At 61.5% G+C, this 13,500-nt stretch carries 15 protein-coding genes and 1 pseudogene; 7 read left to right on the forward strand and 9 right to left on the reverse strand.

The genetic code is table 11. The annotated features are described in order from the left end of the window. The 5 genes and pseudogenes from DBR18_RS30085 to DBR18_RS27150 form a co-directional block, all read right to left on the reverse strand. Positions 1-262 (reverse strand): annotated as a pseudogene (locus DBR18_RS30085) (GTP-binding protein); the annotation flags it as partial. A 23-nt stretch (positions 263-285) separates the two neighbouring features. Beyond that, entirely contained in the window at positions 286-960 is a 675-nt protein-coding gene (locus tag DBR18_RS27135) for an urease accessory protein UreF (RefSeq protein ID WP_108592648.1), read from the reverse strand. After that, positions 957-1,457 carry an urease accessory protein UreE gene (gene ureE / locus DBR18_RS27140; protein WP_003221180.1) on the reverse strand — a complete coding sequence of 167 codons (501 nt, stop codon included), beginning with the start codon at positions 1,455-1,457 and terminating at the stop codon, positions 957-959. Before ureE ends, DBR18_RS27135 begins: the two co-directional genes overlap by 4 nt. Positions 1,458-1,699: 242 nt before the next feature. After that, positions 1,700-2,332: a TetR family transcriptional regulator gene (locus tag DBR18_RS27145; RefSeq protein ID WP_025111817.1), complete on the reverse strand. Its 633-nt coding sequence runs from the start codon at positions 2,330-2,332 to the stop codon at positions 1,700-1,702. Positions 2,333-2,508: 176 nt separating this feature from the next. Further along, positions 2,509-3,015 carry a hypothetical protein gene (locus DBR18_RS27150; protein WP_108592649.1) on the reverse strand — a complete coding sequence of 169 codons (507 nt, stop codon included), beginning with the start codon at positions 3,013-3,015 and terminating at the stop codon, positions 2,509-2,511. Positions 3,016-3,400: 385 nt separating this feature from the next. Here DBR18_RS27150 and DBR18_RS27155 point away from each other — a divergent pair, with 385 nt between their 5' ends. After that, entirely contained in the window at positions 3,401-5,476 is a 2,076-nt protein-coding gene (locus DBR18_RS27155) for an AsmA family protein (protein WP_108592650.1), read from the forward strand. A gap of 173 nt (positions 5,477-5,649) precedes the next feature. Here DBR18_RS27155 and DBR18_RS27160 read toward each other — a convergent pair whose 3' ends face one another. Both DBR18_RS27160 and DBR18_RS27165 read right to left on the reverse strand, forming a co-directional pair. Then, complete coding sequence (locus tag DBR18_RS27160) at positions 5,650-6,183, reverse strand: bacterioferritin (protein WP_108592651.1); 534 nt, start codon at positions 6,181-6,183, stop codon at positions 5,650-5,652. Between the two features lie 94 nt (positions 6,184-6,277). Further along, complete coding sequence (locus DBR18_RS27165; RefSeq protein WP_177482444.1) at positions 6,278-7,234, reverse strand: LysR substrate-binding domain-containing protein; 957 nt, start codon at positions 7,232-7,234, stop codon at positions 6,278-6,280. A gap of 109 nt (positions 7,235-7,343) precedes the next feature. Between DBR18_RS27165 and DBR18_RS27170 the strand changes: the two genes are divergently transcribed. From DBR18_RS27170 to DBR18_RS27180, 3 genes are all read left to right on the forward strand, one after another. Further along, positions 7,344-7,982, forward strand: a complete 639-nt coding sequence (locus tag DBR18_RS27170; protein ID WP_108592653.1) for an FMN-dependent NADH-azoreductase — start codon at positions 7,344-7,346, stop codon at positions 7,980-7,982. Beyond that, positions 7,983-8,288 (forward strand): multidrug efflux SMR transporter, encoded by a 306-nt coding sequence (locus DBR18_RS27175; RefSeq protein ID WP_108592654.1) that lies wholly within the window; start codon positions 7,983-7,985, stop codon positions 8,286-8,288. 90 nt (positions 8,289-8,378) lie between these two features. Beyond that, positions 8,379-9,269, forward strand: a complete 891-nt coding sequence (locus DBR18_RS27180) for a triacylglycerol lipase (RefSeq protein ID WP_108592655.1) — start codon at positions 8,379-8,381, stop codon at positions 9,267-9,269. Positions 9,270-9,377: 108 nt separating this feature from the next. Here the strand turns inward: DBR18_RS27180 and DBR18_RS27185 are convergent, their stop codons facing one another. After that, positions 9,378-10,265 (reverse strand): DMT family transporter, encoded by an 888-nt coding sequence (locus DBR18_RS27185; RefSeq protein ID WP_108592656.1) that lies wholly within the window; start codon positions 10,263-10,265, stop codon positions 9,378-9,380. 96 nt (positions 10,266-10,361) lie between these two features. On the opposite strand from DBR18_RS27185, the gene DBR18_RS27190 reads away from it, so the two are divergent. The 3 genes from DBR18_RS27190 to DBR18_RS27200 all read left to right on the forward strand — a co-directional run bounded on the left by DBR18_RS27190 (position 10,362) and on the right by DBR18_RS27200 (position 12,708). Then, complete coding sequence (locus DBR18_RS27190; RefSeq protein ID WP_108592698.1) at positions 10,362-11,156, forward strand: helix-turn-helix transcriptional regulator; 795 nt, start codon at positions 10,362-10,364, stop codon at positions 11,154-11,156. 63 nt (positions 11,157-11,219) lie between these two features. Continuing rightward, complete coding sequence (locus DBR18_RS27195; protein WP_007966973.1) at positions 11,220-11,525, forward strand: PsiF family protein; 306 nt, start codon at positions 11,220-11,222, stop codon at positions 11,523-11,525. Between the two features lie 169 nt (positions 11,526-11,694). Beyond that, positions 11,695-12,708, forward strand: a complete 1,014-nt coding sequence (locus DBR18_RS27200; RefSeq protein ID WP_108592657.1) for an AI-2E family transporter — start codon at positions 11,695-11,697, stop codon at positions 12,706-12,708. A 132-nt stretch (positions 12,709-12,840) separates the two neighbouring features. Here DBR18_RS27200 and DBR18_RS30090 read toward each other — a convergent pair. Further along, on the reverse strand, positions 12,841-13,500 hold a 660-nt coding region (locus DBR18_RS30090; RefSeq protein WP_256589014.1), incomplete at its 5' end, for an Hsp70 family protein.

Consider the following 13,500-nt stretch of genomic DNA (forward strand, 5'->3'; position numbering starts at 1 on the left):
GATCGACGGCTTCAAGGTTGATCGAGGCGTCTTCGCGGATTGCCGTGTGCGGGCAGCCACCGGTTTCCACGCCGATGATGCGTTCCGGTGCCAGCGCCTCGTTGCGCACCAGAAAGTCGGCGTCTTCGCGGGTGTAGATGTCGTTGGTGACGACGGCCAGGTTGTAGCGATCGCGCAACGCCAGGCACAGGGCCAGGGTCAACGCTGTTTTGCCGGAACCGACCGGGCCGCCGATGCCGACGCGCAGGGGTTGTGTGTTCATGTGCTTCTCCAAGATGACAGGCCCTAAGAGCGAAACAGTCGGCTGTACTGGCGCTCATGCGCCATGCACGCCAGGGACAGGCCGAACGCGGCGCTGCCGATGTGTTCGGGATGGATGCGGGTGGCGTCCTGCTGCGCCTGTTGCAGCAGCGGCAGCAGTTCGCTGGTCAGGCGCTGGGCGGCTTGCTGGCCCAGCGGCAGGGTTTTCATCAATACCGCGAGCTGGTTTTCCAGCCAGCTCCACAGCCAAGCGGCGAGGGCGTCCTGCGGGCTGATCTGCCAGGCGCGGGCGGCGAGTGCCCAGCCGAGGGCCAGATGCGGTTCCGCGCATTGCTCAAGAATGCTGCGGGCCGGCGCGTCGAGTTCCGGCAAACCGTTGAGCAGTTGCTGCAGCGAGTAACCCATCTGCCGGCTTTCCAGATGCAACTCGCGGGTCTCGCGGCTGGCGCGGTGGGTTTCGCAGATACGCAGCAACTCGGGCCAGTTTTCCTCGGCGGCGGCCTGACAATGGGCGAGCAGCAGCGGCGCCTCGAAGCGGGCGAGGTTGAGCAGCAACTGATCGCTGATCCAGCGCCGGGCACTGTCCGGGTTGTTCACGCGGCCGTTATCCACCGCCATTTCCAGGCCTTGCGAATAGCTGTAGCCGCCAATCGGCAGTTGCGGACTGGCCAGGCGCAGCAGCGCCCAGGCCGGATTCACAGGCGTACGCCGAACTGATGGAGTTTGGGCGCGTAGTTGAAGTCTTCGTCGCCATGCCGCGAATGGTGATGGCCACCGCCGTAGGCACCGTGTTCCGGCTGGAACGGCGCTTCAATCGCTTCGACCTGCGCGCCGAGCTGTTCGAGCATGGCCTTGAGCACATAATCGTCGAGCAGGCGCAGCCAGCCGTCGCCGACTTGCAAGGCAACGTGGCGGTTACCGAGGTGATAGGCAGCGCGGGTCAGTTCGAAGGCGTTGGCGCAGGTGACGTGCAGCAGTTGCTCGGGGCGGGCGCAAACGCGAACGATGCGGCCGTCTTCGGCCTGCAGGCATTCGCCGTCATATAACGGTGCCTGACCGCGCTCCAGAAACAACCCGACGTCTTCGCCATCGGCACTGAAACAGCGCAGGCGACTTTTGCTGCGCGCTTCGAAGGTCAGGTGCAACTCGGCGGACCAGACAGGTTGAGGGTCGATTCTGCGATGAATCACCAGCATCGGAAAGCTTCCAGCAGTGGACTGTAGAGAGGGCTAGAGCAAGGGGCTTGCCAACCGGCCGAGATGTAGGAAATCCCTGTCGGAGCGTAGTGGATGTTTCAAGATGTTGCAGAATTTTGGAAGGTTTTGGTGCGTGAAGATTTTTACATGCACCAATTTGTGGCTCATAAAAAGATCGCAGCCTTCGGCAGCTCCTACAGAGATGGGTGTAGGAGCTGCCGAAGGCTGCGATCTTTTGATCTTTACTCGGTACTGCCCAGCCCTTGCCAGTGCTTGAGGCCGATAAAGATGAAGCGCAGTTGCTGAGTGATTTTCGCCTGCGGGGTCAGATGCTCCGGCAGGGCTTCGGCGGGCGGGTCGATGATGTCCGGCAGGGTGGCGAACACCGATTTGACGATCAGGTCGGCCATCACGCTCAGGCCGGCCGCATCCAGATGTTGCAGCTTGGGCATCAGCGTCAGATCGGCCGCAAGGTCGGCGCTGATGTTCTCGCGCAGACGGCCAATCGCCTGACGCACCGGCAGCGAGCCGCCGTACTGCTCGCGCGCCAGAAACAGGAATTGCGAACGGTTGGCGCTGACCACGTCGAGGAAGATCCGCACCGACGCATCGATGATACCGCCCATGACGAATTCATTGTGGCGGACCAGGCGGATGGTCTCGCGGAAGGTCTGGCCGACTTCACTGACCAGCACCAGACCCAGTTCGTCCATGTCGGCAAAATGCCGATAGAAACCGGTGGGCACGATGCCGGCGGTCTTGGTCACTTCGCGCAGGCTCAGGCTGCCGAATCCTCGGCCGCTCTCCATCAAATGGCGGGCAGCGTCCATCAGGGCGTTGCGGGTCTGTTGTTTCTGTTCGGCGCGGGGCAGCATCGCAAGGGTGTTTTCTTAGACAGGACAAGCGCCGCACTCTAGCAAATCGGCTTTGCCGGCGTCGAACGGCAGGGGGAGGGATGTGAGCGGGGAAACGGGGTTTTACGGATTTCCAGTGCTGAAAAAGTCAAAAGCCCAATCCGCTGATTGGGCTTTTTTTCCAGGCCGCCATGGGCTTAGCTCAACGCGCTGTTGCGTTCGATCACACGGTCACCACCGCCTTCGGCAACGGCCTGGCCCAGTGGGGTTTTGTCGAAACCGTCTTCGGCGAGGGTTTGACCTTGTGGGGTACGGTCACCACCACCTTCGGCAAGGGTTTGGCCCTGTGGAGTGCGGTCGCCGCCATCGGATGCCAGAGTCTGACCTTGTGGCGTCTTGTCATAGCCGTCTTGCACCAGGCCTTTCTCTTCCAGGCGATCACGGCCGCCTTCTGCTACAGCCTGACCTTGTGGAGTCTTGTCGTAGCCATCTTGTACCAGGCCTTTTTCTTCCAGACGATTACGACCGTTTTCAGCCAGGGTCTGGCCTTGTGGAGTGCGGTCGCCGCCGTCAGCCGCAACAGTCTGGCTGAATACCGAGTGGCTCAATTGCACTTGTGGGGTAGCCTGTTCGGCTGCTGGCAGGGCGAAAGCAGTGCTGGCTAGCATCGACAGGGTAAGGCTGAACAGTAATTGGCGTTTCATGATGGGTTGCTCCTTGGGAGGGCGATAAAGTGGGTACGAAGCCAATGCTACTCTCGATAAGTCGATATAAAAGTTCATAAACGCAATGGTAATAATCAACAGAATTGATTGTTCTGCCGAGGCGCTCTAGCTCGGGCGTTTGCGGGCGACGGTTTTGCACCGCAGTGGGTATTTTCGACTCACTGGCGCCTCGCAAATGTGCGGGCGGCGGTAACGCTGTTCGACCGATCGGTCAGCATTCGGGTGATTTTTTGCCACGCAATCTATATTCCGATTAAACCTGCGCACTGTTTGCCAGTCGTAGATTTCATGAGGGCCGCTTTGGCCCGCCGTTTCAGCTGTGCGTCGCGAAGTCGGCGTGCGGTCGTCATCAGGAGTCTTGTGCATGACGCGCACCGGGAAAATTTTCAGTTGGACCTTCGCCATCCTCGTACTGCTGCTGGCGGTACTCGTTCTGATCATCGTGTTCTTCGATTGGAACCGGATCAAACCGCCGCTCAACACCAAAGTCTCGGAAGAACTGCATCGACCGTTTGCCATCAACGGCAACCTCTCGGTGATCTGGCAGCGCGAGCCGGACGAGGGCGGTTGGCGGGCCTGGGTGCCGTGGCCGCACGTGGTCGCTGAAGACCTGACGCTAGGCAACCCGGACTGGTCGAAGCAGCCGCAGATGGTCACGCTCAAACGCGTGGAACTGCGTATCTCGCCGCTGGCACTGCTGGCGCAACGGGTGACGATCCCGCGAATCGACCTGACCGAACCCAATGCGCAACTGCAGCGCTTGGCCGATGGCCGCGCCAACTGGACGTTCAAGTTCGACCCGAAAGACCCGAATGCCGAACCCTCCAACTGGGTGGTGGACATCGGTGCGATCGGCTTCGACAAGGGCCACGTCACCCTGGATGACCAGACGCTGAAAACCAACCTGGACGTGGTGATCGATCCGCTGGGCAAGCCGATTCCGTTCAGCGATATCGTCGGTGACAAAGCCGCGAAGACTGCCCAGGACAAGGGCGCCGCGCCGCAGGACTATGCGTTTGCGCTGAAGGTCAAAGGCCAGTACCACGGCCAGAATCTCACCGGCCAGGGTAAGATCGGCGGGTTGCTGGCGTTGCAGGACGCGAACAAACCGTTCCCGCTGCAGGCCCAGGCGAAGATCGGCGCCACCAGCATCGAACTGGCCGGCACCCTCACTGACCCGCTCAACCTCGGTGCACTCGATCTGCGTCTGAAACTGGCCGGCGCCAGCCTTGGGAACCTCTATCCACTGACCGGCGTGACCCTGCCGGATACCCCGCCGTATTCCACCGACGGTCACCTGATCGCCAAGTTGCATGACGCCGCCGGGGCGAAATTCACCTACGAGCAGTTCAACGGCAAGATCGGCAGCAGCGACATCCACGGCGACCTGACCTACGTCGCCAGCCAGCCACGGCCAAAACTCAGCGGGGCGCTACTGTCCAATCAATTGCTGTTCGCCGACCTCGCGCCGCTGATCGGCGCCGACTCCAATGACAAGCAAAAGGCCCGCGGTGGCGAGAGCAAACAACCGACGGACAAGGTGCTGCCGGTGGAAGAGTTCAAGACCGACCGCTGGCGCGCGATGGACGCCGACGTCGAGTTCACCGGCAAGCGCATCGTTCACAGCGAGAAGCTGCCGTTCACCGACCTCTATACCCACCTGAAACTCAACGACGGCGAACTCAGCCTCGAGCCGCTGCGCTTCGGCGTCGCCGGCGGTAATCTGGATGCGCAGATCCGCCTCAACGGCCGCACCGAACCGCTGGAAGGCCGGGCCAAACTGACCGCGCGCGGCTTCAAGCTCAAGCAGTTGTTCCCGACTTTTGAGCCGATGAAAACCAGCTTCGGTGAACTCAATGGCGACGCCGACATCAGCGGTCGCGGCAACTCGGTGGCCAAGCTGCTTGGCGGCGCCAACGGCAACCTGAAGATGCTGATCAACGACGGCGCGATCAGCCGTGAGCTGATGGAACTGGCGGGGCTCAACGTCGGCAACTACGTGGTCGGCAAGATCTTTGGCGACAAGGAAGTGAAGATCAACTGCGCGGCAGCCGACTTCGACATCAAGACTGGCCTGGCGAGTACGCGCCTGTTTGTCTTCGATACCGAGAACGCGATCATCTACATCGACGGCACCGCGAACATGGCCACCGAGCAACTGGACCTGACCGTGACGCCGGAATCCAAGGGCTGGCGTCTGATTTCGCTGCGTTCACCGTTGTACGTGCGCGGCAAGTTCATCAAGCCGGACGCTGGTGTGAAGGCTGTGCCGCTGATGCTGCGCGGTGCGGGGATGGTCGCGCTGGGCGTGATCGCAGCACCGGCGGCAGGGCTGCTGGCGCTGGTAGCGCCAAGTGGCGGGGAGCCGAACCAGTGTGCGCCGCTGCTTGAGCAGATGAAGGCGGGCAAGGCGCCCGTCACCGTCAAGCCAACCAAATAAAGGCGAGAGCAAAAGATCGCAGCCCGCGGCAGCTCCTACAGTGGGATGTAGGAGCTGCCGCAGGCTGCGATCTTTTTGCTGCTGTTGCGGCGTCATCGCGAGCAGGCTCACTCCTACAGGTACAGCGCAAAACTTGTAGGAGTGAGCCTGCTCGCGATAGCGGTAACGAAGGTTCAGAGGTCTTTCAGAATGTCGGCCATGTCATCCGCATGCTCTTCTTCCTGCGCGAGGATGTCTTCGAAGATGCGCCGGGTAGTCGGGTCTTTTTCGCCGATGTACTGAATGATTTCGCGGTAGCTGTCGATGGCGATCCGCTCGGCCACCAGGTCTTCGTAGACCATTTCCTTCAAGGTGTTCCCGGCCACGTACTGGGCATGGGACATTTTCGACAGCAGGTCCGGATTGAACTCCGGCTCGCCGCCCAGTTGCACGATGCGCTCGGCCAGACGGTCGGCGTGTTGCGCTTCCTGGGTTGCATGTTCGAGGAATTCTTCGGCGGCCACGTGAGCTTTCACGCCGTTGGCCATGAAGTAGTGACGTTTGTAACGCAGGACGCAGACCAGTTCGGTGGCCAGCGATTCATTGAGCAGGCGCAGCACCTCGTCACGGTCGGCGCTGTAGCCCTCGGTTACCGCGCCGTTCTCGACGTGCTGTCGTGCGCGCTCGCGCAGGGTTTGTACATCAGACAAATGCAGGTCATCGCTCATTTCGATCTCCAGGAGGCTAATCCAATGGGCGCCACGCTCTACAGGCGTGATCGCATACCCAAGTTGTGAGTCCTGAGCGACGCAAAAAGTTTTATCAGATTTCCACCGTCCTCCCTGCAGGCGCTGCCGAAGGCTGCGATCTTGGCGTCAGCCCGGACAACACGGCCTCCTCCTGCAACCAGGCAAAAAACGCCCGCACCGGCGGATGCCGTTCCCGTCCCGGCACACACAGCGCGCTGTACCCGGCACCATCAACCTGCACTTGCCCCTTGTACGGCACCAGCAAGCCACTGGCGACGCTCTGCGACACCAGAATATTGCTCGCCAGTACCAGACCTTGCCCGGCAATCGCCGCTTGCAGGGCGTAATGCTCTTCGTCGTATTCACGGATCGCCGGATGCTGATTCAGCCAGTGCTCACCCGAGCGGGCGCACCAGGCTTCCCAGCCGTGGGCATACAGCTTCGAGTTGTGCCAGCGCACGCTGATCAGCGCCGGCGTGCGCCGGGCGGCCAGCGCCACCTGCTCCGGCGAGCCATACACACCGAAGGACTCATCGAACAGGCACACGCCGAAAAGATTGGGGTAATCATCGAGGCTGTAGCGCAGCACCAGATCGACGCTGGCGTCCTGATGCAGGTCGATGACTTCGCAGTGGGTATCCAAGCGCACGTTGATGTTCGGGTGCTGCGCATAAAAACGCCCGAGGCGCGGCACCAGCCACAGCGCAGCGAAGGCGGCCGTGGTCGACAGCGTCAGGCTGCTGCCGCTGCGTTGCGGACGCAGGGTGTCGACGCTTTGCGCCACTTCCAGCAGCGCGCCGTGCAGGCTGCGAAACAGTCGCTCGCCGCCCTCGGTCAGGCGCACCTGACGCGGCAAACGTTCGAACAGGGCGACGCCGAGCCAGTCTTCCAGCGTACGGATCTGATGAGAAATTGCCGTGGGCGTGACCGACAGCTCTTCGGCGGCGGCCTTGAAGCTCAGCAGGCGCGAAGCGGATTCGAAGGCGCGCAGGGCGGTCAACGGCAACGAGGCGAACATTGAAAGCTCCATGGATGAAATGAATTCATCCCGACTGATTTTTGCTCATTTGATTGGACGCGGCTACGCGCTTCAAGCTGCAAGCCACAAGCCGTTTGATTCTAGTCCGGAGCAAATACAGATGAGCAAAATTCTTGCGATCCATGCCAGCCCACGGGGTGACCGTTCGCATTCACGGCGCCTGGCGGAAAGCTTTCTCAGCGCCTGGCAAGTGCGCCATCCCCAGGCGCAGGTCACCCGTCGCGAAGTCGGACGGGCGCTGATCCCGCCGGTCAACGAAGCCTTTGTCGCGGCTGCGTTTCATCCTGAACCCGAGGCGCGTCCACTGTCGATGCAGGCCGATCTGGCGCTCAGCGATCAGCTGGTCGGCGAGTTGTTCGCTCACGACCTGCTGCTGATTTCCACGCCGATGTACAACTTCAGCGTGCCCAGCGGCCTCAAGGCCTGGGTCGATCAGATCGTGCGTCTGGGGCTGACATTCGACCACACCCTGGACAACGGCGTGGCCCAATACACCCCGATGCTGCAGGGCAAGAAAGCGCTGATCGTCACCAGTCGCGGCGGTTTCGGCTTCGGCCCCGGTGGTGAACTGGAAGCCCTGAACCACGCCGATCCATGGCTGCGCACCGCGCTGGGATTTGTCGGTATCAACGACGTCACCGTGGTCGCGGCCGAGGGCGAAGAGTCGGCCGAGCGCACCTTCGCGGTGTCGGTGGCCGAGGCCGAGCAGCGTTTGCTCGACCTCGCCCGGGCGTTCTAAGTGGCCTGGCTGTGCCTGCTGATCGCCGCCGGGTTCGAGGTGACCTTCGCCATGGGCATGAAGTACGCCGAAGGCTTCACCCGTCTGTGGCCGTCGCTGATCACGGTGGCGGCGGCGATTGGCGGGATCTACTTCCTGACGCTGGCGATGCGCGAATTACCGGTGAGCATCGCCTATCCGATCTGGACGGCCATCGGCTCGCTGGGCACGGTGTTTCTCGGCTTTGCCCTGCTCGGCGAAAGCCTGACCCTGATGAAACTGCTGTCGGTGGGGCTGATTGTGGCGGGGGTGGTGGGCCTGAAGTAGGCTGGTCGTGGAGTTGTCATCATCAGAGAGGATGCTTGGCGGGCGTTTTGCACGTCCGGCATCCACTCACGACCACAAGGATGTTTGCCCATGTCACAAGGTACGGCGACACGTTATCCACTGGTGCTGGTGCCGGGCATGCTCGGGTTTATCCGGCTGCTGCTGTATCCGTACTGGTACGGGATCATCAAGGCCTTGCGCCGTGGCGGGGCGACAGTGATTGCGGTGCAGGTGTCGCCGCTTAATTCCACCGAGGTGCGCGGCGAGCAACTGCTGGCGCGCATCGACGAGATTCTGCGCGAGACCGGCGCTGCCAGGGTCAATCTGTTCGGTCATAGTCAGGGTTCGCTGACCGCCCGTTATGCCGCCGCCAAACGTCCGGATCTGATCGCTTCGGTGACGTCCGTGGCCGGGCCCAATCATGGTTCGGAACTGGCCGACTATCTGCAGCAACACTACCCGGCGAACACTGCCAAGGGCCGTCTGCTCGAAGCGCTGCTGCGTGTCGTCGGCTGGCTGATGGCATTGCTGGAAACCGGTTACCACGGGCCGAAACTGCCGGTGGATATCCACGCCTCGCACCAATCGCTCACCAGCGAAGGGGTGGCGCTGTTCAATCAGCGTTATCCACAGGGTCTGCCCGAAACCTGGGGCGGGCACGGGCCGGAAGAGGTCAATGGCGTGCGTTATTACTCGTGGTCGGGGACGTTGCAGCCGGGCAAGACTGACCGTGGTGGCAACCTGTTTGATGGGACCAATCGCAGCTGCCGCTTGTTCGCGAAAACCTTCGTGCGCGAGCCGGGGCAGTGTGACGGGATGGTCGGACGCTACAGCTCGCACCTGGGCACGGTGATTGGCGATGACTATCCGCTGGATCACTTTGACATCGTCAATCAGTCGCTGGGGCTGGTAGGCAAAGGGGCGGATCCGGTGCGGTTGTTTGTCGAGCATGCGGCGCGGCTGAAGGCTGCCGGCTTGTAAAGGCAAAGACAAGATCAAAAGATCGCAGCCTGCGGCAGCTCCTACAAGGTTTTGGCGTTCATCCACGCGATCACCTGTAGGAGCTGCCGAAGGCTGCGATCTTTTCCATCAGGCAACGCTGATTTTACGGCCCAGCACCGTGGTCCAGCGTTCGGACAGAATCACCCCACCCAGCGTCAGCACACCACCCACCAGGTGATACATCGCCAACTGCTCCTTCAACACCACCGCCGCAATCAGCGCGGTAATCACCGGCAGCAGGTTAAAGAACAACGTGGTCCGGCTCGGCCCCAGACGCTGCACCGCCTGCATCCACGCCAGCGGCGCGAGCATCGAGGCCAGCAGGCATGCGTACAGCACCAGCGGAATGTTCTGCGCGGTGAAGCCGGTTTTCGGCGAGGCGGCGTACAGCGGAAACAGCACCACAATCGCCACCAGCACTTGCAGGTACAGCAACACCAGCGGCGGCAGGCGCAGCTGCCATTTTTTCAGCAGGGTGCTGTAGATCGCGTAGGCCAGGGTGGCGATCAGCATCATCGCGTCACCCAGGTTCACTCCATGTTGCAGCAGCGCGCCGAGGCTGCCGGACGACACCACCACCAGCACGCCGGCGAACGACAGCACCGCGCCGAACAATGCGCCAGCGGTCAGGCGCTGGCCGAGGCTGATGATGGCCATGGCCAGCGACATCAGCGGCATCAGCGACAAAATGATGCCCATGTTGGTCGCCGTGGTCAGGGTCGCGGCGAAGTAGGCGAGGCTTTGATAGACCGCCATCCCGAGCACGCCGAGGATAAAGATCTTGCCCAGGTTCGGGCGGATCTGCGGCCAGTGCGCGATCACCGCTTTGAGCATGAACGGGGTGAACAGCAGCCCGGCCAGCAGCCAGCGGTAGAAACCGATCTCGGCGGGGAAGATCGCCCCGACCGCCAGTTTGTTGATCACTGTATTGCCGGCCCAGATGAAAATCGCCAGTAGGGGAAACGCGTATTGCATGGGTTAAAACCAGAACGTTGATGAACGGTGATTATCGTCTGTCTGGATGCAGCCCTATACTGCGAACCGGACAACCTGCCTCTGCAACCGGACAGCATGAACAGTAAACACATCGATCTGCTGGATTTCAGCGAACTGCCGTCGGCGGTGTACTTCCGCTACGCCGACTTCAACACCCATGAATATGCGGCGCCGCACCGCCATCCGTGGGGCACGCTGGAATATGCGGCTCACGGTGTGCTGCACATGGACGTCGACGGCAGCCGCTTCATGTCGCCGCCGCACTATGCGGTGTGGGTGCCGCCGCAGGTCGAGCACAGTTTCTACAGCCATCAACCGGTCAACTATCGCGCGGTATGCCTCGATCCGAAGGTCTGCGCCGATCTGCCGGCGCGCGCCTGCACCTTGGCGATCAGCGACATCCTCAAGGCGATTCTCAAGGACTTCGCCGCCCGCGACGTGAAGATCCCCGAACTCGACGCTGACCAGCGTCTGGCCCAGGTGTTGGTCGATCAACTGCAACAGGCGCCGGTGCATGAATGTTATCTGCCGTATGCGAGCAACCCCGGGTTGCTGGCGATTCTCGACGCCTTGCAGGCTGATCCGGGCAACAACCAGCCGCTGGCGCACTGGGCAGCGCAGGTGCACGTCAGCGAGCGTACGTTGGCCCGGCAGTTCGTGCGCGAACTGGGGATGAGTTTCGGCGAATGGCGTCAGCGCCTGCGTTATCTCGCGGCTATCGAGGCGCTGGAAAGTACCCGCAGCGTGCAGGAAATCGCCTTCGATCTGGGTTACAGCAGCGGCTCGGCGTTCATTGCCATGTTTGCCCGGCAGGCCGGGTGTACACCGGAGCAATACCGACGCAGCCATCTGGAGGGCAGGAAGGTGTAACAAGATTTGGCTACACTTCAGCGCAGGCCGCCTCCATCGATGCGGCGACAAGGAGAAAACTCCATGAAGATGTTGCGTGTCCCTTTGTTGATGATCGGTCTGCTCCTGTGTTCCCAGGGTTTCGCCGCCACGGCGCAACAGAACAAAATGACCACCTGCAATGCCGACGCTACCGCCAAGAGCCTCAAGGGCGACGAGCGCAAGACGTTCATGAGCACCTGCCTCAAGGCCGCACCGGCAGCCAATGACGGCAAAGTGCTGACCCCGCAGCAGGAAAAAATGAAGACCTGCAACGCCGACGCGAAAACCAAGGCCCTCACCGGCGATGCGCGCAAGACCTTCATGAGTGATTGCCTGAAGAAAAAATAAGATCAAAAGATCGCAGCCTGCGGCAGCTCCTACATGAGATCGCGATCCTGTAGGAGCTGCCGCAGGCTGCGATCTTTTCGGCGCGACCAGGATGCGGGGCATCTACTCGCTTCGGCGCCGGATCGCTGGCAGACTGCCAATCCTTTTACGCCGTTCGTTTTGAGGCTGTATGCCAACGTTTTCTGAGCGTCATGTTGTGTTCTGGGTCAGTTGCATCATCATTTGTGGCGGTCTGCTGCTTGCGTTGCCGCTGCGCTTGTTGCCCAGCCTGCTGGCCGGTCTGCTGGTGTTCGAGCTGGTCAACATGCTCACCCCGCAACTGCAACGGCTGATCGAAGGCCGGCGTGCGCGCTGGCTGGCGGTGGCGCTGCTGGGCACGCTGGTGGTCAGTGTGCTGGCGCTGATCTTTGCCGGTGCCATCAGTTTCCTGCTGCACGAAGCGGAAAACCCCGGCGCCTCGCTCGACAAATTCATGGGTGTGGTCGATCGCGCGCGCGGTCAACTGCCGCCATTCCTCGATGCCTACCTGCCGGCCAGCGCTGCGGAGTTTCGCGTGGCGATCGGCGAGTGGGGCAGCAAGCACCTGTCCGAGCTGCAACTGGTGGGCAAGGACGCCGCGCACATGTTCGTCACCCTGCTGATCGGCATGGTGCTCGGCGCGATCATCGCCTTGCAGCGCGTGCCGGACCTGACCAAGCGCAAACCGCTGGCCGCTGCACTGTTTGATCGCCTGCACCTGCTGGTTCAAGCCTTTCGCAACATCGTCTTCGCGCAGATCAAGATTTCCCTGCTCAACACCTTCTTCACCGCGATCTTCCTTGCGGTGATCCTGCCGCTGTTCGGCATCAAGCTGCCGCTGACCAAGACCCTGATCGTCCTGACCTTCCTGCTCGGCCTGCTGCCGGTGATCGGCAACCTGATGTCGAACACCTTGATCACCATCGTCGGCCTGTCGCTGTCGATCTGGGTGGCAGTGGCGGCGCTGGGCTATCTGATCTTTATCCACAAGCTCGAATACTTCCTCAACGCGCGCATCGTCGGCGGGCAGATCAGTGCCAAGTCGTGGGAGTTGCTGCTGGCGATGCTGGTGTTCGAAGCCGCATTCGGCCTGCCGGGGGTGGTGGCGGGGCCGATTTATTACGCGTATCTGAAGAGTGAGTTGAAGCTGGGCGGGATGGTTTGATCCGATAACTGTGTTGCCTTAACTGACGCCATCGCTGGCAAGCCAGCTCCCACAGGATTGATACCGCTTTCGAAAGCGGCGCAGAACCTGTGGGAGCTGGCTTGCCAGCGATGGGCGCAACGCGGTCTTGGATCAGTTCATGGCGCCGTAACGCTTCATCGCCTCAATCGCCAGACCACTGCCAATGCTGCCAAAAATATTCCCTTCCACATGTCGCGCATTCGGCAGCATCGCCGAGACGCTGTTGCGTAGCGCCGGAATCCCGCTCGAACCACCGGTGAAGAACACCGTATCGACCTGAGCCACCGACACGTTCGCATTGTTCAACAGCTGCGTGACGCTGCCGCGCACGCGTTCAAGCAGCGCGTCGATGGACGATTCGAACAGGGCGCGGCTCAGTTCCACGCTCAGGCCCGGCTCGATCCGGTCCAGCGGCACGTGGCGGCTGTCGGCGTGGGTCAGCTGGATCTTGGTTTCTTCGACTTCCATCGCCAGCCAGTGCCCGGCGCGCTGCTCGATCAGCTTGAACAGACGGTCGATGCCGCCGGTGTCCTCGATGTCGTAGCGCATGCTGCCCAGTGCCAGGGTGGATTTCTGCGAGTAGACCGAGTTGATGGTGTGCCAGGTCGCCAGGTTCATGTGATGACTGGTCGGCATGTAGGCGCCGCTCTTCATGCGGCTGCCGTAGCCGAACAGCGGCATCAGGCCTTGCAGGCTCAGCTGTTTGTCGAAGTCGGTCCCGCCGATGTGCACGCCGCCGGTGGCGAGGATGTCATCGTGGCGGTTGTCCAT

Origin of the sequence: Pseudomonas sp. HMWF021 (genome assembly GCF_003061005.1) — a bacterium.
Taxonomy (GTDB): Bacteria; Pseudomonadota; Gammaproteobacteria; order Pseudomonadales; family Pseudomonadaceae; genus Aquipseudomonas.

Bases quoted from the DNA above. Each gene is read 5' to 3' on its own strand.
- DBR18_RS27180 (WP_108592655.1), top strand. From the start codon at position 8,379: ATGTCACAAGGTACGGCGACACGTTATCCACTGGTGCTGGTGCCGGGC.
- DBR18_RS27195 (WP_007966973.1), top strand. From the start codon at position 11,220: ATGAAGATGTTGCGTGTCCCTTTGTTGATGATCGGTCTGCTCCTGTGT.
- DBR18_RS27190 (WP_108592698.1), top strand. From the start codon at position 10,362: ATGAACAGTAAACACATCGATCTGCTGGATTTCAGCGAACTGCCGTCG.
- DBR18_RS27165 (WP_177482444.1), bottom strand. From the start codon at position 7,234: ATGGAGCTTTCAATGTTCGCCTCGTTGCCGTTGACCGCCCTGCGCGCC.
- DBR18_RS27160 (WP_108592651.1), bottom strand. From the start codon at position 6,183: ATGAGCGATGACCTGCATTTGTCTGATGTACAAACCCTGCGCGAGCGC.
- DBR18_RS27145 (WP_025111817.1), bottom strand. From the start codon at position 2,332: ATGCTGCCCCGCGCCGAACAGAAACAACAGACCCGCAACGCCCTGATG.
- ureE (WP_003221180.1), bottom strand. From the start codon at position 1,457: ATGCTGGTGATTCATCGCAGAATCGACCCTCAACCTGTCTGGTCCGCC.
- DBR18_RS27155 (WP_108592650.1), top strand. From the start codon at position 3,401: ATGACGCGCACCGGGAAAATTTTCAGTTGGACCTTCGCCATCCTCGTA.
- DBR18_RS27150 (WP_108592649.1), bottom strand. From the start codon at position 3,015: ATGAAACGCCAATTACTGTTCAGCCTTACCCTGTCGATGCTAGCCAGC.
- DBR18_RS27185 (WP_108592656.1), bottom strand. From the start codon at position 10,265: ATGCAATACGCGTTTCCCCTACTGGCGATTTTCATCTGGGCCGGCAAT.
- DBR18_RS27200 (WP_108592657.1), top strand. From the start codon at position 11,695: ATGCCAACGTTTTCTGAGCGTCATGTTGTGTTCTGGGTCAGTTGCATC.
- DBR18_RS27170 (WP_108592653.1), top strand. From the start codon at position 7,344: ATGAGCAAAATTCTTGCGATCCATGCCAGCCCACGGGGTGACCGTTCG.